The organism is Methanosarcina sp. 1.H.T.1A.1, from assembly GCF_000979295.1.
Taxonomy (GTDB): domain Archaea; phylum Halobacteriota; class Methanosarcinia; order Methanosarcinales; family Methanosarcinaceae; genus Methanosarcina.
In genome coordinates this window covers 1-26,486 of sequence record NZ_JJQY01000053.1, presented here as the reverse complement: position 1 = coordinate 26,486, position 26,486 = coordinate 1, and the positions used below count along the sequence as shown (strand labels likewise).

Annotated in this window: 27 protein-coding genes; 18 read left to right on the top strand and 9 right to left on the bottom strand. The window is 46.1% G+C overall.

The window, feature by feature from the left end; translation table 11 throughout:
• Window positions 1-97: 97 nt before the first annotated feature.
• From grpE to EO95_RS05650, 7 genes are all read left to right on the top strand, one after another.
• Window positions 98-727 carry a nucleotide exchange factor GrpE gene (gene grpE / locus EO95_RS05685; protein ID WP_048133060.1) on the top strand — a complete coding sequence of 210 codons (630 nt, stop codon included), beginning with the start codon at window positions 98-100 and terminating at the stop codon, window positions 725-727.
• 276 nt (window positions 728-1,003) lie between these two features.
• Window positions 1,004-2,854 carry a molecular chaperone DnaK gene (dnaK, locus tag EO95_RS05680; protein ID WP_048133058.1) on the top strand — a complete coding sequence of 617 codons (1,851 nt, stop codon included), beginning with the start codon at window positions 1,004-1,006 and terminating at the stop codon, window positions 2,852-2,854.
• Window positions 2,855-2,965: 111 nt separating this feature from the next.
• Window positions 2,966-4,135, top strand: coding sequence for a molecular chaperone DnaJ (dnaJ, locus tag EO95_RS05675; protein ID WP_048133056.1), 1,170 nt, complete (start codon window positions 2,966-2,968; stop codon window positions 4,133-4,135).
• Window positions 4,136-4,680: 545 nt separating this feature from the next.
• Complete coding sequence (trkA, locus tag EO95_RS05665; RefSeq protein WP_048133050.1) at window positions 4,681-6,027, top strand: Trk system potassium transporter TrkA; 1,347 nt, start codon at window positions 4,681-4,683, stop codon at window positions 6,025-6,027.
• Between the two features lie 61 nt (window positions 6,028-6,088).
• On the top strand, window positions 6,089-6,310 hold the full coding sequence (locus EO95_RS05660; RefSeq protein ID WP_048133048.1) for a hypothetical protein: 222 nt from the start codon (window positions 6,089-6,091) through the stop codon (window positions 6,308-6,310).
• Window positions 6,311-6,576: 266 nt separating this feature from the next.
• The gene (gene trkA / locus EO95_RS05655) at window positions 6,577-7,923 is read left to right on the top strand and encodes a Trk system potassium transporter TrkA (RefSeq protein ID WP_048133046.1); all 1,347 of its coding nucleotides are present in this window, start codon (window positions 6,577-6,579) and stop codon (window positions 7,921-7,923) included.
• Between the two features lie 443 nt (window positions 7,924-8,366).
• The gene (locus EO95_RS05650) at window positions 8,367-9,797 is read left to right on the top strand and encodes a TrkH family potassium uptake protein (protein WP_048133044.1); all 1,431 of its coding nucleotides are present in this window, start codon (window positions 8,367-8,369) and stop codon (window positions 9,795-9,797) included.
• A 123-nt stretch (window positions 9,798-9,920) separates the two neighbouring features.
• Here EO95_RS05650 and EO95_RS05645 read toward each other — a convergent pair whose 3' ends face one another.
• The 3 genes from EO95_RS05645 to EO95_RS05635 form a co-directional block, all read right to left on the bottom strand.
• Window positions 9,921-11,150 (bottom strand): digeranylgeranylglycerophospholipid reductase, encoded by a 1,230-nt coding sequence (locus EO95_RS05645; RefSeq protein WP_048133042.1) that lies wholly within the window; start codon window positions 11,148-11,150, stop codon window positions 9,921-9,923.
• Window positions 11,147-11,323 carry a 4Fe-4S binding protein gene (locus tag EO95_RS05640; RefSeq protein WP_048133040.1) on the bottom strand — a complete coding sequence of 59 codons (177 nt, stop codon included), beginning with the start codon at window positions 11,321-11,323 and terminating at the stop codon, window positions 11,147-11,149. The genes EO95_RS05645 and EO95_RS05640 overlap by 4 nt, the downstream gene beginning before the upstream one ends.
• A 605-nt stretch (window positions 11,324-11,928) precedes the next feature.
• Entirely contained in the window at window positions 11,929-12,567 is a 639-nt protein-coding gene (locus EO95_RS05635) for a TetR/AcrR family transcriptional regulator (protein WP_048133038.1), read from the bottom strand.
• Window positions 12,568-12,582: 15 nt separating this feature from the next.
• Between EO95_RS05635 and EO95_RS05630 the strand changes: the two genes are divergently transcribed.
• Window positions 12,583-12,873: a hypothetical protein gene (locus EO95_RS05630; RefSeq protein WP_156163987.1), complete on the top strand. Its 291-nt coding sequence runs from the start codon at window positions 12,583-12,585 to the stop codon at window positions 12,871-12,873.
• 117 nt (window positions 12,874-12,990) lie between these two features.
• Here EO95_RS05630 and cofC read toward each other — a convergent pair whose 3' ends face one another.
• From cofC to EO95_RS05600, 6 genes are all read right to left on the bottom strand, one after another.
• The gene (cofC, locus tag EO95_RS05625) at window positions 12,991-13,617 is read right to left on the bottom strand and encodes a 2-phospho-L-lactate guanylyltransferase (protein ID WP_048133033.1); all 627 of its coding nucleotides are present in this window, start codon (window positions 13,615-13,617) and stop codon (window positions 12,991-12,993) included.
• Between the two features lie 79 nt (window positions 13,618-13,696).
• Window positions 13,697-14,851, bottom strand: a complete 1,155-nt coding sequence (cofH, locus tag EO95_RS05620; RefSeq protein WP_048133031.1) for a 7,8-didemethyl-8-hydroxy-5-deazariboflavin synthase subunit CofH — start codon at window positions 14,849-14,851, stop codon at window positions 13,697-13,699.
• A gap of 185 nt (window positions 14,852-15,036) precedes the next feature.
• The gene (cofH, locus tag EO95_RS05615) at window positions 15,037-16,167 is read right to left on the bottom strand and encodes a 5-amino-6-(D-ribitylamino)uracil--L-tyrosine 4-hydroxyphenyl transferase CofH (protein WP_048133029.1); all 1,131 of its coding nucleotides are present in this window, start codon (window positions 16,165-16,167) and stop codon (window positions 15,037-15,039) included.
• The gene (gene cofG, locus EO95_RS05610) at window positions 16,164-17,195 is read right to left on the bottom strand and encodes a 7,8-didemethyl-8-hydroxy-5-deazariboflavin synthase CofG (protein ID WP_048133026.1); all 1,032 of its coding nucleotides are present in this window, start codon (window positions 17,193-17,195) and stop codon (window positions 16,164-16,166) included. Before cofG ends, cofH (EO95_RS05615) begins: the two co-directional genes overlap by 4 nt.
• Before the next feature lie 39 nt (window positions 17,196-17,234).
• Window positions 17,235-18,512: an NAD(P)/FAD-dependent oxidoreductase gene (locus EO95_RS05605; RefSeq protein WP_048133024.1), complete on the bottom strand. Its 1,278-nt coding sequence runs from the start codon at window positions 18,510-18,512 to the stop codon at window positions 17,235-17,237.
• The gene (locus tag EO95_RS05600; protein WP_048133022.1) at window positions 18,509-18,670 is read right to left on the bottom strand and encodes a 4Fe-4S binding protein; all 162 of its coding nucleotides are present in this window, start codon (window positions 18,668-18,670) and stop codon (window positions 18,509-18,511) included. The genes EO95_RS05605 and EO95_RS05600 overlap by 4 nt, the downstream gene beginning before the upstream one ends.
• Before the next feature lie 1,318 nt (window positions 18,671-19,988).
• On the opposite strand from EO95_RS05600, the gene fpoA reads away from it, so the two are divergent.
• From fpoA to fpoL, 10 genes are all read left to right on the top strand, one after another.
• Window positions 19,989-20,378, top strand: coding sequence for a F420H2 dehydrogenase subunit FpoA (gene fpoA, locus EO95_RS05595; RefSeq protein WP_235282881.1), 390 nt, complete (start codon window positions 19,989-19,991; stop codon window positions 20,376-20,378).
• A complete protein-coding gene (gene fpoB / locus EO95_RS05590; protein ID WP_048133018.1) occupies window positions 20,366-20,917 on the top strand; it encodes a F(420)H(2) dehydrogenase subunit B in 552 nt (183 codons plus the stop codon). The genes fpoA and fpoB overlap by 13 nt, the downstream gene beginning before the upstream one ends.
• 30 nt (window positions 20,918-20,947) lie before the next feature.
• Window positions 20,948-21,424, top strand: coding sequence for a F420H2 dehydrogenase subunit FpoC (fpoC, locus tag EO95_RS05585; protein WP_048133016.1), 477 nt, complete (start codon window positions 20,948-20,950; stop codon window positions 21,422-21,424).
• A 10-nt stretch (window positions 21,425-21,434) separates the two neighbouring features.
• Window positions 21,435-22,559: a F420H2 dehydrogenase subunit FpoD gene (fpoD, locus tag EO95_RS05580; RefSeq protein ID WP_048133013.1), complete on the top strand. Its 1,125-nt coding sequence runs from the start codon at window positions 21,435-21,437 to the stop codon at window positions 22,557-22,559.
• Between the two features lie 5 nt (window positions 22,560-22,564).
• On the top strand, window positions 22,565-23,602 hold the full coding sequence (gene fpoH, locus EO95_RS05575) for a F420H2 dehydrogenase subunit FpoH (protein WP_048133007.1): 1,038 nt from the start codon (window positions 22,565-22,567) through the stop codon (window positions 23,600-23,602).
• Between the two features lie 4 nt (window positions 23,603-23,606).
• Window positions 23,607-24,017, top strand: coding sequence for a F420H2 dehydrogenase subunit FpoI (gene fpoI, locus EO95_RS05570; protein ID WP_048133005.1), 411 nt, complete (start codon window positions 23,607-23,609; stop codon window positions 24,015-24,017).
• The gene (locus EO95_RS18435) at window positions 24,014-24,304 is read left to right on the top strand and encodes an NADH-quinone oxidoreductase subunit J (protein ID WP_048133003.1); all 291 of its coding nucleotides are present in this window, start codon (window positions 24,014-24,016) and stop codon (window positions 24,302-24,304) included. The genes fpoI and EO95_RS18435 overlap by 4 nt, the downstream gene beginning before the upstream one ends.
• The gene (fpoJ, locus tag EO95_RS18430; protein WP_048133001.1) at window positions 24,294-24,545 is read left to right on the top strand and encodes a F420H2 dehydrogenase subunit FpoJ; all 252 of its coding nucleotides are present in this window, start codon (window positions 24,294-24,296) and stop codon (window positions 24,543-24,545) included. The genes EO95_RS18435 and fpoJ overlap by 11 nt, the downstream gene beginning before the upstream one ends.
• Window positions 24,542-24,850, top strand: coding sequence for a F420H2 dehydrogenase subunit FpoK (fpoK, locus tag EO95_RS05555; RefSeq protein ID WP_048132999.1), 309 nt, complete (start codon window positions 24,542-24,544; stop codon window positions 24,848-24,850). The genes fpoJ and fpoK overlap by 4 nt, the downstream gene beginning before the upstream one ends.
• Window positions 24,844-26,486: F420H2 dehydrogenase subunit FpoL (gene fpoL / locus EO95_RS05550; RefSeq protein ID WP_048132996.1), on the top strand; the 1,643-nt coding region annotated here is incomplete at its 3' end. The genes fpoK and fpoL, both read left to right, overlap by 7 nt.

The window sequence follows — 26,486 nt, the reverse complement described above, 5'->3', positions numbered from 1 at the left end:
TCTGCCACCGGTGACTCCAAAAAGTATTTATAGAATTACAAACAATCACAGATCAAGACGAGTGTAACAGTTGCAATAATTTTAGGGGTATCGATAAATGAAGAAGTCCAGTAAAAAGGAAAATATGCACTCTAAAGAAGATAACCAGAAACAGGCTGGAAATTCCGGAGCTCAGAACTCTGGATCTTCGGCTAAAAAAGCCGAGGAAACAACAGTAAGTTCTGAAAATGAATCTGTAAGTTCCGGAACTGAAAAGAGTCCTGAAGCGGTCTGTAAAGAGGAAAACGAACTTCTCAAGGATCAGCTTTTCCGGCTTGCAGCTGATTTTGATAACTTCAGAAAACGAACCGTTCGTCAGATGGAAGAAAACCGAACAGCTGTGCTTGAGCAGGTGCTTCTGGACTTTGTCGAAGTGACCGATAACTTCGAACGTGCCCTGAAATCTGCACGGACTGCAGAAGATATGGGCTCGATTGTAAGTGGAATCGAGCAGCTTTCAAAGCAGTTTTTCTCTATCCTGGAAAAATACGGGCTTGAGAAAATAATCTGCGAAAAGGCAGGCGAGTTTGACCCTCACAAACATGAGGCTGTCCAGCACATAGAAACCTCCGAAGTTCCGGACAATACTATAGTTGACGTTTACAAACAGGGATATACACTGAAAGAAAAGATTGTCCGACCCGCCATGGTTTCAGTGGCCAAAAGCCCTGAAGAGACAGAGAACTAAAGACTGAATTAATCCTGTTCGTAACAGAACAAATTTATTAAATAACTTAACTAAGTAGCTTAACTGAAAAGTAACTTGACTGACCTCTTTGACTAAATAATTTAACTAAATTACAGAACCTATGATCAGATCAAGTAAGTTTGTTAAGTATTTTTTCCGCGTAACTTTACCAGGAATTTAACTGACTAATCTAACAAACCGCTTAACCAGGTAACCTAACTAAAGAATTTAATTGATAATAAATAATTAATTGATAATTTACTATGAGGATATAACATGGCAAAAATACTGGGTATTGACCTTGGTACTACTAACTCATGTATGGCAGTGATGGAAGGTGGGGAAGCTGTTGTGATCCCGAATGCCGAAGGCAACAGAACAACTCCTTCAATCGTCGGATTCTCTAAGAAAGGGGAAAAACTTGTGGGTCAGGTCGCAAAGCGGCAGGCTATTTCAAACCCTGAGAACACTGTTTATTCCATTAAAAGGCACATGGGAGAAGCCAGCTACAAAGTCACACTTAATGGGAAGGCATACGCCCCGCAGGAAATTTCTGCAATGATCCTCCAGAAGCTCAAATCCGATGCAGAGGCTTATCTTGGAGAGTCAATACAGCAGGCTGTAATCACAGTTCCCGCTTATTTCAACGATTCACAGAGGCAGGCTACAAAAGATGCAGGCTCAGTTGCAGGGCTTGAAGTCCTCAGGATTATCAACGAGCCGACAGCTGCAGCCCTTGCTTACGGGCTTGACAAGGGGGATCTGGACCACAAAATCCTTGTCTACGACCTTGGAGGCGGAACCTTTGATGTATCCATTCTGGAACTCGGAGGTGGAATCTTTGAAGTAAAATCCACAAGCGGAGACACTCACCTTGGAGGTGACGACTTCGACCAGCGCATCATCGATTACCTGCTCGCCGAATTTAAGAAAACAGAAGGAATTGACCTCTCCAAAGACAGAGCTGTCCTCCAGCGCTTGAAAGATGCTGCTGAAAAGGCCAAGATAGAGCTTTCCGGAGTTGCCAGCACCAACGTCAACCTTCCCTTCCTGACAGTCGGTTCTGATGGGGAACCAAAGCACATGGATATTGACCTGACCAGAGCCCAGTTCCAGAAGATGACTGAAGACCTCCTGGAAAAGACTCTTGTATCCATGCGCCGCGCACTCAGCGATGCAAAGCTTACACCAAATGACCTTGAAAAAGTGATCCTTGTCGGAGGCGCAACAAGGATGCCTGCAGTGGTTGAACTTGTGGAAAATTTCACAGGCAAGAAACCCTACAAGAACATCAACCCTGATGAGGCAGTTGCAATCGGTGCAGCCATTCAGGCAGGAGTCCTGGGCGGAGAGGTCAAAGATGTCCTTCTGCTCGATGTTAATCCCCTTACCCTGGGTATCGAGACCCTTGGAGGCATTGCAACCCCTCTCATCCAGAGGAACACCACCATTCCTACGAAAAAGAGCCAGATCTTCTCAACTGCTGCTAACAACCAGCCCTCAGTCGAGATCCATGTTCTGCAGGGGGAGCGCGGGATAGCTTCCGAAAACAAGACCCTTGGAAGGTTCACCCTTGACGGCATACCTCCTGCTCCGAGAGGCATTCCTCAGATTGAGGTTACCTTTGACATTGATGCAAACGGGATTCTGCACGTGAGTGCAAAGGACCTGGGCACAGGCAAGGAACAGTCTATTTCCATCAAGAAACCCGGCGGACTTTCTGATGACGAAATCGAGCGCATGGTCAAGGATGCGGAACTGCATGCCGAAGAGGACAAGAAGCGCAAGGAAGAAGTCGAGACAAGAAATGATGCCGAAGCCTTTATCAATGCCGCAGAAAAGACTATCAAGGAAGCCGGAGATGCAGCTACCGAAGACCAGAAGTCAAAGGTCAATGCTGCAATCGAAGACCTGAAAAAATCCCTTGAAGGCACGGATATTGAAGATATCAAGGCAAAGACAGAGGCTCTTCAGGAAGCCGTATATCCGATTTCGACAGCCATGTATCAGAAAGCTCAGGAGGCCCAGCAGGCTGCAGGCGAAGCAGGAAGCACGGACGCAAGGGGTCCTGATGAGACAGTCGTTGATGCCGACTATGAGGTAGTTGACGACGAAAAGCGTAAGTAATTAAAGAAGAATTAACACTAACAAAAAGCGCCTGATTATTCGCAGGCATGACCGGAAACCTGCCTGCAGGTTCCGGACTTTTATCCTTTTTTAAAACAACAGGGAATCCTGATGGCTACAACACGTGATTATTATGAAATTCTCGGAGTATCTAAAGACGCCCCAGTCGAAGATATAAAGAAGACGTATCGAAAGCTTGCACTGCAATACCATCCTGACAGGAACAAAGAAGCAGGGGCTGAGGAAAAATTCAAGGAAATATCCGAGGCTTACGCCATTCTTTCAGACACTGAAAAACGGGCTCAGTATGACCGCTTTGGGCATGCCGGAATTGATGGCCAATATAGTGCAGAGGACATTTTCCGGGGCGCGGATTTCAGCGGGTTCGGAGACATTTTTGAAATGTTTTTCGGAGGCGGTAGAAGAGGGGGTCCTATGGGGCCGAGGAGAGGTTCAGACCTCCAGTACGACCTCTATATAACCTTCGAGGAAGCTGCTTTTGGAGTCCGTAAAGACATTGATATTCCAAGGACAGAAAGGTGTTCTGCCTGCTCAGGAACAGGTGCAAAAGAGGGCACAAGCCCAAAGCGCTGCCCTACCTGCGGCGGTACAGGGCAGGTTCGTACTACCCGTTCAACTTTAGGAATGCAGTTCGTGAGCACCACCACCTGCGGTACCTGTCACGGCAGAGGCCAGATGATTGAGTCGCCATGTTCCGTCTGCAGCGGTGCAGGCAGAGTCCGGAGCCGGAGAACAATAACAGTTAACGTACCTGCAGGAGCAGACTCAGGCATGACCCTCAGGCTCAGCGGAGAAGGGGATGCAGGAGAACCAGGAGCGTCTTCCGGAGACCTTTATATTATCCTCCATGTGATGGAACACAGGTATTTCAAGCGGGTCGATTACGATGTAATCTCCGAACTGTCAATACCATTCACCCAGGCTGCACTCGGAGCGGACGTTATGGTTGATACCCTCTACGGCAATGTCAAAATGAACATCCCGGCCGGGACTCAGACCCATTCAGTCTTCAGGCTCAAGGACAAGGGCATACAGCACCTGCAAGGGCACGGTAAAGGAGATCAGCTCGTAAGAGTAATAATCAAGACTCCCACAAAACTTACTCAGGAACAAAAGGAGCTTCTCCGCCAGTTCGAATACCTGAGCAATGGAAAGAAGCCTGAAGGAGAGGAAAAGGGTAAAGCTGAGAAGCAAAAAGGCGAGAAGTCCAGAAAGAGTAAGGGGCTTTTTGAAAAGGTAAAAGATGCCTTAGAGGGTTGAGAATAAAGCTTCTGGCTCAATTTTCAATTCTTTTCAGGTATTTTTTAATTTTCTCTTTTTCTTTTTCTTTTAACTCTCTGTTTCGATCAATAATTCTCTCTATATAATTCTTTTTTGTTTAGATTCTTTTCTATATCGGGAGCTTGAAAACATTTATATATACCCGTTTAATTCTATGGCTAGGAATCATATTTCATTCGCAAAAGCATTGGTTTGAGAAATTCTGGTTTGCAAAACTTTTAATTTCCAGAGATGGTAAACACGCTGATTAATTTTACTACAACTGATAATGTATCGGGCAGCATTTTACACTTCAAAATTATGCCTTGTATCTTTTTTATGATTATTTTAGCTTTGATCACTTTTACTTTGACCACTTTCACTTCGGTTATTTTCACTTTGACTACCTTCACTTCGGTTATTTTCACTTTGACTACTTTCGCCTTAATTACTTTTATTTTAATCCGCCCTATGTTCATTGCTTCTTGTTCAATAATTTATGCAGTGGTAGATTCATTAAAAACAGTTTTTTTTGAAGGTGTTCTATGAAGGCTGTAATTATTGGTGCAGGGGAAGTAGGCTATCATATTGCAAAAGCCCTCTCTCCTAAAAATGATGTGGTAATTATAGAGAAAGATGAGGACGCGTCAAGAAGAGTAGATGAACTTGACGTGCTCGTAATTGAAGGAAACGGCGCAAACGCTGATATTCTTTCAAAAGTCCTGCAGAATGCTGATCTTCTCGTGGCTGTTACAGGCGTTGATGAGGTCAACATCGTTGCCTGCATGACCGCCAAGCTGATTACAAAGAGCAAAACCGGCTGGAAGGATGTAAAGACCATAGCAAGGGTTAGTAATCCCGATTACATAGATTTGCCAGTTACTTCAAGGTCTCAGGTTGGCGTTGACCTTATGATCTGCCCTGAACTTTCACTCGCATCGGAAATTGCTGATGTGCTCTCAAGCCCCTCTGCCATAGATGCGGAAATGTTTGCCGAGGGAAAAGTAAAGATGACTGAGTTTGCAATAAATCCGGAAAGCAGACTTGTGGGAAAGCATATGCAGGACCTTCAGCTTGCTGACTGCTGCATCGTCAGTGCGGTTTTCCGGGATAGTGAAATAATAATTCCTCATGGAGACGATTTAATCAAGGCAAACGACCACATGGTAGTTGTGGGCAAGCCAGAAGCCATGGATGACCTTGAAAATGTTTTCGGGAGCCAGGTGCCTCACAGAACCAGAATTCTCCTTATTGGCTGCGGAATTGTGGGCATCTATCTGGCAAAACTGATCGACAAAGAAGAAAACATTGACCTGAGGATTATTGAGCACAGGAAGAGCCGCTGCATAGAAGTAGCTGAGATGCTTGAAAACGCCCTTGTGCTCAACGGAGACGGGACTGACGTCAGCCTTCTCAGGGAAGAGAATATTGAGGATATGGATGTTGTTGTTGCAGTTACGGATAGTGACGAAAAGAACCTTCTCTGTGCCCTGCTTGCAAAGCAGCTCGGGGCAAAGAAGGTAATTGCAAGGGCTGACCGCTCGGACTACCTGCCTCTTTTTGAAATGGTCGGCATAGACATGGCCGTAAGTCCCAGGGAAGCAACTGTAAATGAGGTCCTCAAACTTACCATGGGCAAAGGCATACAGACGCTCACAACTATCGAAGGCGAAAAAGCCGAAATCATAGAATATACGGCTTCCGAGAAGTGCAGGATTGTCGGCAAGCCTTTAAGCAAAGTAAAATTCCCTAAAGGAGCTCTTATAAACATGGTAGTACGCGGAAAAGAGACCATCATTCCAAGAGGGGATTTCGTTATCAACAACGGAGACCGTGTAGTTATTTTCTCCATGGCTTCTGCTGTTTCTGAAGTGGAAAAAATATTCCGGTAAGTTTTACGAGATCGGGGTTTTTCCATGAATAATCTACATATCCGTCTTTGTCTTCAGCTCAATGCTTCTGCCCCTGCTCGGAGTCGAGCTAATCAGCTCTGTTACGGCTTCGATCACGACCCTCGGAAACATAGGCCCGGGCTTTAATCTTTTTGGCCCAATGGGAAACTATGAATCGCTTCTCTCGCTGGGAAAAATTATCCTGATAAGCAATATGTGGGTTGGCAGGCTTGAATTATACACCGTACTGGTACTCTTTACAAGTGATTTCTGGCACTCCTGAGCTGGAGGTTTTCACAGGCTCAAAAACAGTTGCCTCTAAATTTGTTCTGGCTTCTGTTTTTTCCCACGTATCATAAGTTTTTACTCGAAAGCGGGAAGTCCCCTTCCTCAAATCTTTGAGCCTTCAGGCGAGGGGGTTAGGGGGAGGACGTTCATTATACTAACTATTTCTTAGAAATCCGCCCATTTACGTTTTCTTTTTTCCAAAGACTACTTAAGCAAGCAGGATAATCTATTTGCAAACAGTCTTTTCTTCGAGGGAATCTTATGAAAGCAGTGGTAATCGGCGCAGGTGAAGTTGGATATCATATCGCAAAGTTTCTTTCCCTCACACACGATGTGGTTGTTATCGAGAACGATGAGGACGCCCTGAGACGGGCGGATGAGCTGGATGTTCAGGTCGTGGAAGGGAACGGCGCAAACGCCGATGTTCTTGCAAGTATTCTTCCTGATGCGGATATTCTCGTTGCTGTTACCGGGGTCGATGAAGTTAATATCGTCGCCTGTATGACCGCAAAGCTGATCCTTAAATCCCATGCAGGCTGGAGAGAAACAAAGACTATTGCCAGGGTTAGTAACCCTGACTACATAGATGTACCTGTTACTTCCAGAGCTCAGGTAGGCGTGGACGTTATGATCTGTCCTGAACTCGCGCTCGCCTCAGAGGTTGCCGAGGTGCTTTCAAACCCTTCTGCAATAGATGCGGAAATGTTTGCCGGAGGCAAAGTTCAGATGATGGAATTTGCCATCCGTCCTGACAACAGGTATGTAGGAAAGTATATGCAGGACCTCAAGCTTGAAGACTGCTGCATTGTCAGTGCGATTTTCCGGGAAAACGAAATAATCATCCCTCGTGGGGACGATATAATCAAAAAAAACGATCACATGGTGATCATTGGCAAGCCCAGAGCCATGGAAGATCTCGAGAGCGTTTTCGGGAACGAAGTGCCCCACAGAAACAGAATTCTCCTTATTGGCTGCGGAATTGTGGGTTTCTACCTTGCCAAGATTATCGATAAGGATGAAAACGCGGATCTCAAGGTTATTGAGTACCGGAAAAGCCGCTGCATAGAAGTGGCCGAGGTGCTGGAAAATGCTCTTATACTCAATGGGGACGGCACTGATGTCAGCCTTCTCAGGGAAGAAAGTATCGAGGACATGGATGTTGTTATTGCAGTTACGGACAGCGACGAAAAGAACCTTCTATGTGCCCTGCTTGCAAAGCAAATGGGCGCCAAAAAAGTGATTGCAAGAGCTGACCGCTCGGACTATGTGCCTCTTTTCGAGATGGTGGGAATCGACATTGCAGTAAGCCCAAGAGCAGCAACCGTAAACGAAGTCCTCAAACTTACTATGGGAAAAGGCATAGAAGCTCTTGCAACTCTTGAGGGAGAAAAAGCCGAAATTATCGAATATACGGCATCAGGGCAGTCAAAAATCGTCGGAAAACCGCTCAACAAGGTCAAGTTTCCTAAAGGTGCAATCATCACCATGGTGGTCCACAATGATGATGTCGTTATCCCCAAAGGGGAGTTTATCATCCGGGAAGGGGATAGAGTCATCGTTTTTGCTCTTTCTTCCGCTGTCCCGCATGTTGAGAAGTTGTTTCGGTGAACTACTCCTGGCTAAAGCATAGGAGCTTTCTCCCTTCTTTCTCGTAAGCAGTGAACTTCCCGCTAAATCTAAGGATTTAACGGGTTTCCTAATTCATAGACTACCTTCCGGAGCCCCCAAAGGCGTTAATTCGGGCAGTTCCTGCCCTACTATGTCCCGCTCTGTCGCTTGTTTCGGCTTTATATAGTTTCAAGCTAGAAATGGTGTATTTCCCATGACCTGGTGAGCCTGAAGGTGAACAGATATTGCATTGGCTACCCGGTTTTCGTAACCAGTACTTAGTATTATATTGGTTTCGATGTATATCAAGTAAAAAGATAACGAAACGAGTATTGTAGAAGTTATTGCTTATATTCCACAGGCTAAACCTGGGGTTTTTACGCTTCGTTCAATAAATATGAATACATTAAAAGAGTCATAAGCTGCAAAAACAGAGGATATGCATGAATATTAAGATTGTTTTTTATGTGCTTGGCGGTTTACTCCGGCTTCTCGGGATGCTAATGGTTGTTCCTCTCGGAGTAGCATACTATTACGGGGAAAGCCTGACGCCTTTTCTTGTTTCTATAGTGATAACCGTCCTTACCGGCTTAATCCTGCTTTCCTACAAGACCGATGAAGACTGGATGCGCAAAGAAGGCTTTGCAATCGTTGCTCTGGGCTGGCTTGCTGCTGCGGTTTTCGGGGCAATTCCTTTCATGCTGGACGGAATTTCTCCCCTCAATTCCCTTTTTGAATCCATGTCGGCCTTTACCACCACAGGTTCGACAATCCTTACTGATATAGAAAGCCATCCTAAAGGCATCCTCTTCTGGCGGTGTATGATGCAGTGGCTGGGCGGTATGGGCATTATTGTGCTCTTCATTGCTATCCTGCCAAAACTCGGAGTTGCCGGTCGCCAGCTTTTCCGGGCTGAAGCCCCAGGTCCAACGGAAGATAAGTTAAAACCAAGAATAAGGGAAACTGCAAAGATCCTGTGGATGGTCTACTTTGTAATTTCATTCGTGCAGGTTGTTGCTCTCCTGCTTGCAGGTCTTTCACTATACGATGCAGTTACTCATACGTTTACCACAATGGCTTGCGGAGGTTTCTCGCCTTATGGGATGAGCGTTGAAGCTTTTGGAAGCCCTCTGGTCGAATTCATAATAACTTTCTTCATGTTCGTCGCAGGTGCAAACTTTGCTCTTCATTACAGGGCAATTTATGTTGACAAGGACTTCCTTCTTAAAGACGATGAATTCCGCTTCTATACAGCCCTCACCCTTGCAGCAACCGGGCTTTTGACTCTTCTTCTCTATCGCGACCTTGGTACAGGTCTTTTTGATTCTTTCAGGCTTTCGATCTTTCAGGTAGTTTCCATCATGACAACTACCGGGTTTGCCACAACGGACTTTAACCTCTGGTCCGAATCGGGAAAGATGGTTCTTCTCCTTGTTATGTTCATTGGCGGTTGTGCTGGCTCTACAGGCGGTGGCATAAAGGTTGTGCGTATCCTCATGCTCCTCAGGCACGGGAGAGTGGAACTTTTCAAGTCCCTTCATCCGAGAGCCATAAGAAGTTTAAAATTCAACAATAAAAACGTACCAGATGAGGTTATAAACTCTATTTTCTCCTTTGTAGTGATCTATCTCCTGATTTTTATCTCAAGTGCCCTTATCCTCTCGGTCCTGGGTATGGATATCATAACTTCAGTTACTGCTTCCATAGCCACTCTCGGGAACATCGGTCCGGGCCTGAATGTGGTAGGACCGATGGGCACTTTTGACCCGATCCCCCCTCTCGGGAAATTAATCCTGATAGCAAACATGTGGATTGGAAGGCTTGAAGTATACACCGTAATCGTGCTCTTTACGCCGGAGTTCTGGAACAAGTAATTTTTAAAAAAATCTAATAAACCTAGAAAAAGCAAAGTTTTAAAAAAACGATGTTTGTAGAAAAAATCCACTGAAAAAAGTCTAAAATAGAATAAAAAATGCAGAATAAAAAATGCCTGATTTTCAGGCATTATTTTTATTCTTTATCACTTCTTTTGCTGCATCCTTGAAAAGCACGCGAAGGTCCCAGAGCAGTTTTTTATTGGCTTTGAAGAGAGCCTGTAGCAGGTCAAGGAGGCTCATTCTCTCGAATTTTACGTCTTTTAACGAATGGGCAAGAGAGTCAAGGTCCTCGTCGTTAAGGTTGATAAAGCAGTTCTTTACGATAAGGCTCATATCGATATCGTGCCCTATCGTGGCTCTCCACTTTTTCTCATAGACCTCTTCAAGCTTTCCCAGTGAGACATCTCCTGCGGATATGGCTGTGTAAGCAGCTTCTCCAGCCATCTTACCTGCGTCCATGGCGTTGAGGATCCCTCCACCTGTGATCGGGTCTGACTGGCGTGCGGCGTCTCCTATAAGCATCAACCCGTTAGTTGAAGTCTTCTCGATGCTGCCGGATACCGGGACTCCTCCGAAGACCATTTCTACGATACTGGCATTGGGGAACTTTTTCTCCACAAAATTATTGAGGTAATCGACAGGTCTGGGCTTGAATTTTCCTGTCTTGCTCCCGAGAAGTCCGACTCCCACGTTGGCTTTGCCTTCCCCTTTAGGGAAGATCCAGACATAGCCGCCGGGTGCAATGTCGTTTCCTACATAAAATTCGCAGTATTCCTGGTCTATGTCTGCACCTGCTATCAGGTACTGGGCACAGGTCTCAATATCTACAGGTTTCAGGGCTGTGTCAATCCCTGCCCACCTGCCTACCTTCGATTCGACTCCGTCAGCTCCTATTACTATTTTGGCACGCACCTCATACTCTTTCCCGAGATGCATGAGTCTGGCTCCTTTTACGAAGTCGTTTTCAATGATAAGCCCTGTAGCTCTTGTCTTTACCCTGACTTCAGCCCCGGCTTTTGCAGCCAGGTCCGCAAGGGCGCGGTCAAAGACCTTTCTCTCAAGTACGTAGCCGACTTCTCCTCCGGAGATTTCCTCAGCCATCTCTATCCTGGTACCGTCAGGGGAGTGAATACAGGAGCCTTTAAGGTCAGCGCAGATCCACCGCTTGTCGATCTTCACATGTTTTTTAAGATACTCTTTGTTCACACCCTCGGCACAGCGTACAGGATCACCTATTTCCTGGCGTTTTTCAATTAACAGTACATCAAGCCCTTTTTCAGCTGCTGTTTTTGCAGCAATGGAACCTGCAGGACCGGCTCCGATTACCAGAACATCATATGTGGCCTTCATTTCTTTACCTCGATTGCTCCCACAGGACAGATACGATCACATATCCCGCATACGATACAGATATTTTCATCTACTTCAATCCAGGTTTCTACAAGTTCGAGTGCTCCCTTAGGGCAAACTCCCACACAGGCCCCACAGTATCCACATTTATATCTGTTTATGTTGATGCTCACCAGCTCACCTGTAACTTTTAAAGGTAAATCATGATATTTAACCAGCAGATGTCGTCTCTTGCAAATATATGGCGTGAATAGAAAGGCTCGCCAATATAATTCTACATCATTTAAACTAATGACTTTAATATAATTCCTGAATTCCTGAATATCTCTTTTTTGATTACAATGCTTCCGAAAATTATATTCTGTTAATTAATCTTTTTTCGGCTCTTAATGTCTATTCTTTATTACTTGAGTTTCTTTTTGAGAAAGGTAATTTTCAAATTCAGGTTTATCCTTTAAATATAATTTATTTTTTGAATCAGTTTCCACATTATTGTATTTATCTACTTTAAAGTTATTGGCTACCGTGCCGACGTGCTCAGTAATATACTTCTCTTTCAGTTACTTTTTTATGTTTTTTTTATTATGTTGCCCATTGCACACTTTTTAGTATGTAAACTATGTTCAGAAAGCACCATTTGATGCGATCGCTTTAGTATAAAATTATTTATAGTTATCTCCATAAATTTTATTTTTGACCTTGCACGAAGAGTTTTATTTACTTGCTTATTTATTTGTTTATTTATTTATTTATTTATTTATATTCTAACCGGAGGCTTTTATTCCCTCAAACTCCTGCCTGGAGCTCGATCTCCTTTTTTTACAATGTTGTTTGCCAGCAGGTCAATTAAGATGTCCATAATTTCTGAGAAATCATCATCTATAATTTCTTTTTTGAAGTGTATAAGGAAAAGGACCGCTTGAGTAGTTTCTGCAAGAATTCTGGCAGGTTTATCGATAAGAAGCCCATTATTCGCCCACTCTTCAAAAAAAGGCAGAATTATTGCCACGTTATCTCTACGAATATTTTGTATTTCTTCCTCGGAGAACCGGGAAATTGTCAGTTCAAGGTGCTCGTTTTCAATGAAAATTTTTCTCCAGATCGGGTGGTTATCTACTATCTGCAACACATGCCTGAGATAAGCCCTGATAGCTTTATCGGGTTCCGTCCTATACTTCAGGAAGGAATTTTCAAGTATGCTATCCTTTAAAGCTTCCTGCTCTTCCTTAAATATCTGCAGAAAGAGATCTTCTTTGCTGTTAAAAAATGAATAAAAAGAACTCTTTGCAATTCCCAAACCCTCGGTAAGGTCCTCAATACCTGTTTTCTTAATCCCGTATCTGGCAAAACAGTCCTTCCCTCTGTCAATTATTTTTCGTTTTATGATCTCTCTTTCTTCATCTGTAAAAGATCTCACAGGCTCACCTATTTTGTGAACTGCCTTTCTGGATTTTGCTATATTCAGGCAAATTTGAGCTTATCTGTTCAAGAATTAAAAACCAATAATATCAATGAATTTTTTGGTTTTTTATTCATAGCACACTGTGAATACTATCTATTTAAAATTTTTGGATCTATTATACAATCTTATATAATAATTCCTTCACAAATCCCGGGCGAAGAGATGAACAATGGAAGGGAAAACATGGAAGAACGAACGAGAAAACATGGGAGAACTAAATTAAAACATGGAAGAACGAAAGAGAAAACATGGGAGAACTAAATTAAAACGTGGAAGAACGAAAGAGAAAACATGGGAGAACTAAATTAAAACATGGAAGAATAAAAGTTAGAAACAGATGTAAAACTCTTCCATGTCCTTCCATTTAACTTATTGGGCTCAAAGAGGGACCAGTCCAACCCTTCCCCGGCTGACCTCTAACTTGAATTTCCGGTTAATGTAGTCTTTTGCAGTTCCTTTCCCATGGATAAGGAGTTCTACCAGGTCTTCGGGCTCATCGATATCCGTGCCTGCAAGGAAGGAGTCATATATTTCATAATTTTGCCCGGAATCGGTTGCAATCGAACAGTGGGTTAGAAAACTCGAGCCGTAATACTTTACCCTGTATCTGGAAGGGTTCTTTATAAACAGGGCATTCGTACCTCCGCCTTTTCCGGGGACGATGCATATATCCTTTTTAGTTGAAGTTATCCCTTTTATATGGTCCGGGGAGAGTAAAGGCAGGTCAGCCATAACAATCAGGACGGGCTCTTCTGCCTCTTCGAGGTACCTGTTAAGGGCTTCATTCAGGTCTTTTTCGTCCAGCAGAACTCTCGCTTTTGTCATGCCCTCAAGTCCGTAGGCCGAAGGGCTGAGAACGTCGATTTTTTCAATTCCGGCTTCCTTGAGAGAATCTATTACCTGGTTTAACATAAGTTCTACAAACTCTTCCCTTTCTTCCAGGCTCAGGACAGGGGATAATCGGGATTTTGCCCCGCTTTTCTTATAGGGGATGACGGCTCTCATCTGGACTCCTGCAACTATTACTCTTTTTATTATTTCCTGATTCTTTTTTTCTGATACTTTTTTCCGGATTCTTTTTTCCTTATTCCCTGCTGCCTATTCCAGCTCTTCCACAATTAGGCAGCGCGCCTTCCCGGTAAGGAAACCTGGGTTCTGCTTTCCGGTACAGGGTGTCCCTCTGCATGGGAATTCTTCCGGCACCTTTTATCATCCATTCAAACTCTGCAGGAGACACGTATTCTCCGTAGTTGCCGCCGGATGCTGTCGAGATCTGGTCTTCCATAAGTGTGCCTCCAAGGTCGTTTGCACCGCACTGCAGGGCAAACTGGGCAAGTTTTTTCCCGAGCTTTACCCAGGTGGCCTGGATGTTGTTTATATGGGTGTGCAGGATCACGCGAGAAATGGCAATGAGTTGCAGGTCTTCAAGCCCTGTGCTTGAGAACTTTCCGGATGCGAGCATCTTTTCCCCTACAGGGTTGTTGTAAGGCAAAAAAGACATAGGGATGAGTTCCGAAAACCCGCCGGTTTCCTGCTGGATTTTGCGGATGGTAAAGACATGGTCAAGGCGCTCTTCCAGGGTTTCCACGTGTCCGTACATGATGGTTGAATTGGTGGAAATCCCTGCTCTGTGTGCCGCAGTTACCGTATCGATCCATTGCTGGGTATTGATTTTTCCAGGGCAGATAATTTTCCTTACCCTGTCGGAAAGAATCTCTGCCGAGGTTCCGGTAAGAGAGTCGAGCCCGCTTTTTTTAAGTTTACGCATCGCTTCTTCTACGGACATGCCGGAAATTCCTGCTGCGTAATTTACTTCCATCGGGGATAGGGCGTGGACGCAGATATCAGGGAAACTGGATTTTATGGACTCTATAATTTCCAGGTAGAACTCCATATCAGCTTCCGGGGTGTAACCTCCCTGGATGCAGATCTCCACGGCTCCGGCTGCTCTTGCATCTTCTGTTTTTTTCAGGATTTCTTCCACACTCAGTATATAACCTGTCTCGGTCCTGTAGGCGCAGAACCCGCAGTTTCCGATACATTTGTTTGTGATGTAGATATTCCTGTTTACCACATAACTGACAATGTCGCCTACCGCATTGGCTCGAAGTTCATTTGCAAGCTCAAAAAGCTCAAATGGGTTTCCTTCAAGCAGGAGAAGGGCGTCTTCTTTAGTGCATTTTCCCTGATGTGCTCTCTCAATGACAGCCTCAGGGGTTGCCGGTTTTTTCGTGTACATCCCTATCGTTCCTTTCAGATTTCATCTCTTTTAAGCAGGATACCCCTTCCTCGACTCCGAAGGAGGTAGGTGGGGAAGGAATGCGTCAACTCCAGCCCTGCTATTTATTTAATTAGTTTTTTATTATTGTAATGGGAATTAAATAATCGTTCCCCACTACCGAAGTAGGGTAATGGGCATCTGGTTTATTCGGAAGCTCCGCACTTTGACATCCTTCGGGAGTTCCCGGAAGCCAGCTCATGCACTTCCCTGTACAGGGTAGTCCTCTCTTTAGGGACCCTGCCGGCTCCGTGGATCATCCACTCCAGTTCTTCGGGCGTGATCATTTCCCCGTGGCAGGACCCTGCGGATTTGGAGATACTTTCTTCCATAAGGGTTCCGCCAAGGTCGTTGACTCCACAGTGGAGGGCAAACTGGGCAAATTTTTTCCCGAGTTTCACCCAGCTTGCCTGGATATTGTCCACATGCCCGTGAAAGAGAATTCGTGAGACTGCGTAGATTTTCAGGTCTTCCAGGCCCGGAGTGGCATATTTGCCTTCCCTGATCATTTTCTCCCCTACAGGGTTGTTGTAAGGCATAAAAGGCAGGGGCACAAATTCGGTAATTCCTCCGGTTTCTTTCTGGATTTCCCTTATGATCAACATGTGGTCTATCCTTTCCTCCGGGGTTTCCACGTGCCCGTACATCATGGTTGCAGTGGTTGGAATTCCCGCAGCATGCGCCTGCCTGACCACTTCGACCCATTCTCCTGTCTTGATTTTCAAAGGGCAGATTATTTCCCTCACCCTGTCAGAGAGGATTTCGGCGGCAGTGCCCGGCATGGTGTCAAGCCCGCTTCTTTTGAGCCTTCTTAAGGCTTCACTTACCGTAATCCCGCTGATGTGGGAGGCATGGTAGACTTCCATTGGTGAAAAAGAATGAATATGCATTTCCGGAAATTCGGCTTTTATGGCTTCGGCAATCCCCTGGTAGAAGTCGAGGCCCACGTCGGGAAGCAGTCCTCCCTGGATGCAGACTTCAGTGGCATTGGCCTTTTCTGCCTCTCTTACCTTTTCCATAATTTCTTCGATGCTCAGGACCTTGCCATCGTTTGTCCTGAATGCGCAAAATCCGCAGGTCCCCACACAGCGGCTTGTGAAATTTATGTTCCTGTTCACGACGTAAGTCACTGTGTCCCCTACTGCAAGAGAACGAAGTTCGTCTGCAAACTTGAAGAGTTCAAAAGGGGGTGTTTCCAGGAGCAGGAGAGCATCTTCTTTTGTGCTCTTCCCCTGGTATGCGCGTTCTATGAGGTCTTCAGGAATTTTACTGTTCATTTTTCAGACTCCTTCGCGTGCCTTTTTTCGGGCAACTTCCTGTAACCTTCCCCGTCCGAGAGCCGCTCTATAAGCTCTCCGATCCTGTCCGAGTACCACCTTTTTTCCACGTACTGCGGGTAGATGGGGAGGCGTTCTCTGAGCGGGATGGCCCCGAGCTTTTCCTGCAGGTCTTTTACATCCGGCCATTCGGCCTCAGGATTGATCCAGTCAATGGTCAGGGGTGATATCCCTCCCAGGTCCGTTACCCCTTTTACTATCAGGGCTTTTGGATCAATGAGGTTTGGGGCGACCTGTACTGCCACATCGCGCGGCAGGATCTGCCTGGCAAGGGCTACGGTATCCATCATCTCTTCCACTGCAGGTTCAGGGAAGTTTTCCATGGGTGTCCCGGCTTTTGGGGAAAAGTTCTGGATAATGACTTCCTGAATGTGCCCGTACTCCCTTTGAAGGTTTGTGATTGCTTCTAGAGACTTTATTCTGTCATCCCTGCTCTCTCCGATCCCTACAAGGAGGCCGGTTGTATAGGGAATGTTGAGCTTCCCGGCTTCCCGGATAGTCTCAAGCCTGCGTTCCGGAACCTTTCCGGGGCAGTCTTTATGGGCTTCCAGAATTGCCGTAGTCTCAAGCATCAGCCCCATGCTCGCATTTAAGGGCTTGAGGACTTCCAGTTCGGAACGTGTCATAATCCCCGCGTTCGTGTGAGGGAGAATCCCTATATCGATTGCGGTTTCACAAAGAAAAACAAGGTATTCCAGGGTTGAAGAATATCCAAGCTCTTCAAGCCATTCCCTGTACCCAGGTACCTCTTCTGCATACTCCCCAAAGGTGAAGAGGGCTTCAGTGCACCCTGCCTTTGCTCCTTTTTCAAGAATCGGGACTACCTCTTCAGGCTTCATCAGCCGGGCGCCGGGTTGTCCGGGTTCCCGCTTAAAGCCGCAGTAGCCGCAGTGGTTCCTGCAGATGTTGGTTACTGGGATGAATACGTTTTTAGAGTAGGTTACGAAAGGAGGGTTTTCCGGTGGAATGGTAAAACACCTGCTGAGTTTTGTTTTTTTTCTCTGGGTTTAGCCGAGGATTTTTTTCATGGTTGCAGCCACACCGAGGGCTACTCCTTCGACTTCTATGCCTCCTTTTCCCTTGGCTCCGTCCCCTACGACGTAGAGCCCGGGAATCGGGGTCTCATTGCCAGGGTCCGTACCTGAGGCTGCCCTGTTTACGGGCCAGCTGTCATGGTAGGACTGGATAAGAAGAACTTCGTATTTTTTGCCGGGAAAAAGTTCTTTGAGGTCCGCAAGTCCCATCTCTATTTCGGAGTCGAGGTTCTTTACGTTCTCAGGGGCTACATACTGATGACACATAGTAAGATGCTTCCCCGGAGGTGCCAGGTTCGGGTCAGCCTGAGTAACCTCATTGACCCCATTTATACGCCTTGTATAGGGGGTTAGCAGGACTCCGGAGTGCCCGACCAGAGGCTCATCCGCGGCAAGGCAAATCTTTATGCCTGCAGATGGCTGAATGGTCTCAAGCATTTTAAGGTAACCTGCATTCACTTCTCCTGAGAGGGCTTCGCTGCAGAGCAAAGCGGTTGCAGCATGCCCCAGATTACTGATAACAAGGTCAGCTTCATGTTTCTTGCTTTCAGAAATCACCCCTGCAGCTTTTCCTTTTTCAACCAGGATTTTTGAAACTTCCTGCTCGGTATATATTTTCCCACCATTTTCCAGAATCACGGCTTCAAGGGCGTCAATAATTCCTTTACACCCTCCTGCCGGGATGCCTGTACCTCCGAACCGGTACATATTTTCAATTATCTCAAAAATCTCCTCTACAGGGACCTCATTGCTTTTCAGGCTCAGTGCCCAGCCACAGAAAGAGTCGGCAAACCTTACCAGCCATTCGCCCTTAACCTGAGTTTTTATCCAGGCCTCAAGAGTGACTCCTGAAGGGCGATTTTTCCTTGTGCTCACGATCAAAAAAGCAATTTTCAGGCGGTCCTTATGCGAAAGTAGTGATGGAAATTCGATAAAAGAGATGTCCTTGAAGCCTTCTGCATAATCGGGTTTTCCCTGGTTCAGAGGAACGCGTATAGTGGTCTGTTCTGACCGCACTACCCTCACTTCAGCTCCGATCTCCCCGAGAAGCCGGGCAAGTGGGCCCCCTGGTCCGTGCGGAAGCATATGGAAAGCTCCGCTTGAGAGCTGGAACCCTTTATAATTAAGATTGGTAAACCTGCCTCCTGTAATAGGAAGCCTTTCAAAAACTTCAACCTCATGCCCTGCTTTAGAGAGCCTGGCAGCGCTTAAGAGCCCTCCAAGGCCTGCACCGATTACAATCGTTTTCATGCCGGTACCTCGATGGCTTTTACAGGGCAGTAGGGGATGCACATCCCACATTCTACGCAGGCATCGGTAGCTCGTGCTCTTCCCCTTACTTCTATTGCTCCTTTTTTGCAAAAAGAAGCGCACTGGCCGCATCCTACACAATTATCGTTTATCTTCATGCGATCCACCAGCTTTTCTATCGTGAAAAGACTTATTATAATGTGTTGGTATAGCGTTTTGCTCATATTAGTTTCTCAGGGTCAATGGAAAGCGGGCTTCCCTTATGATAATGTGCTTGTTGTAATATGTAATCGGTAGCACACTATGGATTTATCCCTTTCAGAACATAATATGGCTTCAAAGAACGCTGTCAAATGGTCAAGAAGACCCGTTTTCCTCATCAATATTAGATTATTTTGAGTTCAGGCAGGTACAAGTGTACATATATTAATTACTAAGGGATTGTACTGAAGTATAGCACAAAGGGATGTGAGCAACTGTTGTACTGCCTTTTAATGGATACATCCCCGGGGAATAGTAAACGCACATGACAGTACACCATTGCATATAGCTACTATGACCTTTCTGATATGCCACATGGTATGATAGTTATTGTTTTTTCTGACCGGTCTAGTATTTTTTTGACAAGTGTTGTATTTTTTTTGACGACAATCAAATCTTTTGATCACTCTTTTCTATCTGATGCCCTTGACCTGCATATTTGAAGGAAATTGAGTGCCGTCTCTCCCGCACTTAAGCAGGAAATTTTCAGCACTTTCAGTTCCTTATTATTTTTATTTTAAAGGTTGCCTCAAGAGCCTTTTATCCTCGGGATTTATCATTATTATTTATACTATATTCAGAGGATTTTTAATGGAAACTAAAATAATTAGCTGATATATATAATTCCTTGCCATTTCCGGAGAAAATGTTGTCATTATATTAAATTATTCACAAAATTTTGTGGCGGTTCAAAGATAATAACATATTTATGTTGTATATATAATTTCGTCAGCAGGTCAAGGCTTTTCCTCAGATTTATTTCAACATATGTATATTTTAAAAACAGAGTTTTAATTATTTAGACTTAATATTTATATAATATTAATTATCTAGCAAATAGCTATAAATAACCCCTGATTCATTTGCAGAACTAGCATAGCTACCTGGAATCTTAATTATTAATAATACTACTTTCACGGCAATTGAATCCATGCCACCGGAAGAAGGGTTTCCCCTGACTTTCGGTAATTTATTACCTAAAATAGGGCAAGGAAAAAATAAATTTTTCAGAGCCCGGCAGTCAGGTGTCTGTATTCAAAGGGCCCTATTCGGAAGAGGGGGTACCCGGATACGGGCATTCCCTACAGGACCTGTATTCGGATCATTATGGTTTTTCTAAATAACCTGGGAATCCGGATACAGTTTTTTTGTCCGCTCATCTTTATAAATATAAAATTATGATCATGCGGAACTGCAGTTTCAGATTGCTGCACTTTGATAGGTGATACAATGTCTGGAATAATTGATAGCTATATACCGGTTGCAATATTTCTTGCCGTGGGACTGGTCATGCCGCCCATGACAATGTTTATCGTAAAGCAACTGAGTCCGAGGAGCAAGGCAGCCAGCAAATACACGACATACGAATCAGGTTCCGTTCCTATAGGAACTGCCAGGATCCAGTTCAATGTCGAGTATTATCTCTATGCGATTGCTTTTGTTCTCTTTGATATTGAGGTCCTTTTCCTTTACCCATGGGCTACAGTCTATAAGGGGCATGGGATTACCTCAATTGCAGTAGTTGAGATGTTTGCATTTATCTTCATACTGCTCTTCGGATACGTTTATCTCTGGAAGAAGGAGGCCCTTACATGGGTGAAGTGAAGGAGAAAAAAACGAATTACTCAAAAGAAACTCCGGAAGAAATCCCCGGCGTTATCACAACAACCACCAGTGCAATCCACAAATTCCTTAAGAAAACCAAGGCTCAGGATCTTATCAACTGGGGGCGGAAAAACTCGCTCTGGTTCATGACCCAGCCAATGGGCTGCTGTGGTGTGGAAATGATCGCTACGGGCTGTGCCCACTATGATACTGACCGCTTCGGGATCATTCCCCGGAACTCCCCAAGGCATGCAGATGTCATGATCATCAGTGGTTATGTGACAAAAAAATATCTGCCGGCCCTGAAGAGGCTCTGGGAACAGATGCCTGCTCCTAAATGGGTTCTCTGCATGGGAGACTGTTCGATCAGCGGCGGTCCCTTTTATGAGTCCTACAGCACGGTGCAGAATATCGATGAGCTCTTTCCTATCGATGTCTTCATTCCCGGATGTCCTCCCAGACCCGAAGCCCTGATCCAGGGATTTGTGGAACTGCAGGAAAAGATAACAGCCAAAAAAGACCTGGGAACGGAATACTGAGGAGATTTCAGGCTTATTTGAGGGAATACAATGGATGCCAGAACAATCATAGAATCATTAACCGGCAAATTTCCGGAGGCAATTTCCGAAGCCGGGATCGAATCTCCGATCCGTATCCGGGCATATGTGAATAAGGAGAAAGCAAAAGAAGTCTGCCAGTACCTTAAGGACTCCCTTCAGTTCGACCACCTCTGTTCCGTTTGCGGAGTGGATTACCCTCCGAGGAACGAGCTGGAAGCGGTGTATCATATAGCTTCATATGACCATCCTGTAGTTCTGATGCTGAAAGCGAGGCTGCCCAGGAATACTCCGGAAATCGAGTCTATTGTACCGGTATACTGGAATGCAAACTGGTATGAGAGAGAGACCTACGAACTTTTCGGGATTATGTTTAAAAACCACCCTAATCTGAAGCCTCTTGTGCTCCCCGAAGATATGCTGGGTGAGTGGCCTCTTCGAAAAGACTACGAGGGTTTCCCGAATAAGACCGCAAGAAACCTGGTGTGAGGGGTGAAAAATGGAAGAAATGCTTGAACCAAATGAAATGATCGTACACCTGGGCCCCCAGCATCCCATGCAGCCCGGACCTTTCAGGTTAAACCTGAGGTTGAAAGGGGAAACTGTGATGGATGCTGAAGTGGAACTGGGTTATATTCACAAAGGCATTGAAAAAATCCTGGAGAACAAGACCTACCTTCAGGGAATCACGATAGTTGACAGGATCTGTTACCTTGTAGCCCTGACAAACGAAGAATGTTTTGTGGGCTGCGCCGAAAAGCTGTTAGGCATCGAACCGCCGGAGAGAGCACAGTATATAAGGGTTATTTTAGAAGAACTCTCCAGGCTCCAGAGTCACCTGCTTGGTCTGGGAGAGTTCGGGGAGTTCATCGGCTTCGTGTCCATGTTCATGTATACGATTAAGGAAAGGGAAGAAGTTGTAGGCCTTATTGATATGGTCACCGGGGCAAGGGTCACTCACAGCTACCTTAAATTCGGAGGGGTACGCGACGACCTGCCAGCCGGGTTCAAAGAAAAAGCTCTCCCGATCCTGAACAACCTCAAGAAAGTTATTGAAGATTACGAGGGAATGTTCTACTCGGACAGAATTTACAGGGAAAGGACCATAGGAGTCGGAGTCCTGACTGCAGACGTTGCAAAGAGCTTCGGGGTTTCCGGGCCTGCTCTGCGGGCAACGGGTGTTCCTTTCGATATCCGGAAGAATGAACCCTACCTTGTGTATAAAGACCTCGACTTCAAGGTCTGCACGGAAACTGCAGGCGACTGTTTTGCAAGGGTGCAGGTCAGGCTTAACGAAATGCGGGAAAGTATCTACATCCTTGAACAGTGCCTTGACCAGATCCCCAATGGCCCTCTATTCCCTGAAGGGACCCCTTACGGCAGAAGGACTCCTGTAATGAGAGTTCCTGCAGGTGAGGTGTTCCACAGAGTCGAAGACCCAAGAGGCGAGATGGGCATGTACATGATCTCCGACGGCACAGACAAGCCATACAGGGTAAAAGTCAGAGGACCTTACTTCCCGACCCTTCAGGCTCTGCCTCCATTGATCAAGGGCACAACAGTTGCAGACGTTGCAGCGATTTCAGGCAGTATGGACGGCTGCACCAGTGAAGCGGACAGGTGATTGTAATGATAGAAATCCCTGAATTAATAATTCCCTTTATCCCCTGGATCCGCGGGCTTGTGGGCCTGTCTCTTGTGGGAGCCATCTTCCTTGGAGCAATGGGTGCTGTCTGGATTGAGCGTAAACTCTCAGCCGACATCCAGTTCAGGTACGGGCCTTCAAGAGTAGGTAAGTTCGGGCTCCTGCAGCTGGTGGCTGACGCTATTAAGCTCTTTACTAAAGAAGACCTGAGGCCGAAGAATGCTGACCGCATGCTCTTTGACAACGCCACGATCTTCATGATGAGCTCGGTTTTCCTGATGCTTGTCGCAATCCCGGTAGGTGCAGTCTTCATCAACGGGGTCGAGTACCCTCTGGCTGTAACCGAGATGGATATCAGTATTCTTTATATTGAGGCAATGTCTGCGCTTACCATTTTCGGGATCTTCATGATTGCCTATGGTTCTAACAACAAGTATTCCCTTCTCGGAGCTTTCAGGAACTTTGCCCGGATGGTCGGGTATGAAGTGCCCCTTGGGATCACTGTTGTCAGTGTTGGTATAATGACAGGTTCCCTGAACATAGTGGAAATTGCCAGCGCCCAGGGGCTTCTCTGGAATATCTTCCTGCAGCCGATCGGATTCATTGTTTTCTTTATTGCACTTATGGCTGATATGGGGAGGCTTCCTTTCGACCAGAACGAGTCTGAAGAAGAACTGGTCGCAGGATGGATTACCGAATACAGTGGAATGCGTTTCGGTCTCGGTTTCTTTGCCGAGTATATCCACATGATCCTCGGTTCCTTCCTTGTTGCACTCCTCTTCCTTGGCGGCTGGAACGTGCCGGCTTTTGTTTCAAACAGCCCGGTGCTTGGTTTTATTGTCCCCACAGGTTTCCTGCTTCTTAAAACCGTGCTTGTGCTGATGACGATCATCGGAATGAGATGGGCTGTCCCAAGGTACAGGATCGATCAGGTAGTAGACCTTAGCTGGAAGAAACTCCTCCCTCTGTCCCTTTTGAACCTTGTCTGGGCAGTGGGCCTTGGACTATATCTGGGGGCTTAAGAGTATGGTTCTTAAAAACATCAGATATGCGCTTAAAAACATCCCTAAAGAACGCGTAACCAGGCTGTGCCCGGAAGTGGAAACTCCGCTCTCCGACAGGTTCAGAGGGCTTCAGATCCTCGATAAAAGCAAATGTATTGGCTGTGGAATCTGTGCCAACACCTGCCCTAACAGCGCGATTAAGATCATTAAAGCCCCGGTTGCCCCTGGCAGCGGCAAACAGAGGTGGTTCCCTGAAATCGACATAGGCCACTGCCTCTTCTGCGGGCTCTGCATTGACCAGTGTCCCAAAGGTGCTCTTTCCAGCGGGAAAGAATACGCCAAAGGCATGGTGAAATGGACTCATAAAGACCTGCTCATGACTCCTGACAAACTCGCAAGGGAAGTAGATATCGATGAAGGTGATGAAAAATGATCGGAATTGAAACTATCGGAGCAGCTCTGGAAATGGCTGTCTTCGGGCTTCTTGCGGTTGTCACAGTCTTCTTTGCAATCTTTGTTGTTATTGCAAAGGACGTTGTAAGAGCCGGGCTTTCCCTGATCATGTGCATGTTCGGCATTGCAGCGTGTTATATCCTCTTAAACGCTCAGTTCCTGGGAGTTGTCCAGGTGCTGGTCTATATCGGAGCAATCGGAGTGCTGATCCTCTTTGCAGTTATGCTTACAAAGCGCGAACTGGGAGGTGGGTCCGGTGCGAATTAACAGACTCCCGGCTCTTCTCGTAGTCCTGCTCTTTGTTGCTGTTGTTGTTACAGGAGTTTTTGGGACTTCCTGGAATACGGTTTCGGAACTCCCTGAGAATCCGGCTGACCCGAGCAATATCGAGGGCATAGGTATGTTGATCTTTACCCAGTATGTAGTGCCTTTCGAGGTCCTGTCAATTGTCCTGCTCGCATCCCTTATAGGAGCAATCTACATGGCAAAAGGGGAGGGCAACAGATGACTGCTATTCCATTAACATTTTATCTAGGCCTGGCAGCCCTGCTCTTTTCAATCGGGCTTTATGGCGTGATGACACACAAAAGCGGTATCAGGATGATCATGTGTATAGAGCTCATGCTGAACTCCGCAAACCTGAACCTTGTGGCTTTTTCAAGCTATACGGATACCCTTAACGGGCAGGTCTTTGCCATATTCTCGATTGCCCTTGCAGCTGCTGAAGCAGCAGTCGGGTTTGCGATTTTCATGGCAATCTACAGAATGCACGAAAAAATTAATCTTGATGAGCTTAACATCCTGAGGTGGTAAAAACGGCTCTGGAAGAATTTGCATTTTTGATCCCCCTGCTTCCGGCACTGGCTTTTGCGATCACCTTCTTCTTTGGCAAGAAAATGCCATCCGGAGGGGCAATCGTTCCCATCCTTGCCATTGCTGCCTCCTTCGTAATCTCTTTTGCGATTACCCTCGGGCTGCTGGCAAACCCCGAAGAGGTCGTAAACCAGTCCTATTCCTGGTTTGCAGTGCTCAATCTCGGAGTGTTAATTGACCCCCTGGCTGCAGTCATGCTGTCAATGGTCACCTTCGTGAGCCTGCTGATCCATATTTACGCAGTTAGCTACATGTCCCATGATGCCGGAAAGGCCAGGTATTTTGCAGAAACCGCACTTTTCACCGCGGCAATGCTTTCCCTGATCCTCTCGGACAACATTGTGCAGCTCTTTGTTTCCTGGGAACTTGTCGGGCTTTGTTCTTATCTCCTGATCGGTTTCTGGTTCGAAAAACCCTCAGCTGCAGCCGCAGCCAAGAAAGCTTTCCTTACAACCAGGATCGGAGACGTAATGTTCCTTACTGGAATAATCGTGCTCACTTCCGATCTTCTTAAGGTTGCAGGCGGGTTCCAGGACGGAGTTTACCTGCTTCGTTTTGATGAAATCTTCAGTTATATCCCCCAGCTTTCGGCTCTGCAGGCAAACATTTTCGGCTTTGAAATAAGCCACCTTACTATTATCACCCTGCTTTTCTTCGGAGGAGCAGTAGGAAAGTCCGGGCAGTTTCCCCTCCATGTGTGGCTGCCTGACGCAATGGAAGGCCCAACAACCGTCTCAGCTCTCATCCATGCAGCAACAATGGTTACTGCCGGTGTTTATCTGGTCGCAAGGACCTTCCCGATGTTTATTGCAGCCCCTGACTCCCTTATGGTAGTCGCTTACTTTGGAGGCTTTACCGCTCTCTTTGCAGGCACAATGGGCATTGTAATGAACGACCTCAAGCGTGTACTTGCGTTCTCAACCATCAGCCAGCTCGGATACATGATGCTGGGTCTTGGTCTCGGTTCGGCAATAGGGCTTGAAGCAGTTGGTATATCCCTTTTCCACCTGATCAACCATGCTTTCTTTAAGGCTCTCCTTTTCCTCTGTGCAGGCAGTGTAATCCATGCAGTCGGCACCCAGGATATGAGGGAACTCGGAGGCGTAGGAAAGGTAATGCCAATTACTGCTGCCACCATGACAATTGCAGCTCTTGCACTGGCAGGTTTCGGTATCCCCGGGACCTCAATAGGGACAAGCGGCTTCATTTCAAAGGATGCAATTATTGAAGCTGCATACCTCTTCGGAGAACACAGCAACAACTGGATCCCGTACATATTCTCAATTGCTGCTGCCTTCCTGACATCCCTCTACATCTTCAGGCTGATCTTCATGACCTTTACAGGGAAGCCGAGAAGCAACTATCACGGGCACGAGTCCCCTGCCATTATGACCATTCCTCTTTCCATTCTGGCACTCTTTGCCCTTGTTTTCGGCGCACTGACCCATACCGGGTTCATGAAGTTCCTTGAAGAGACCTTTGCCAACAGTTTCGTAAACCTTGACATAGGAAGCCTTGCCGGCATAGGCGGAAACGAGCTTGTAGAGGCAGCAGGACCTGTCTCTTATACACATCT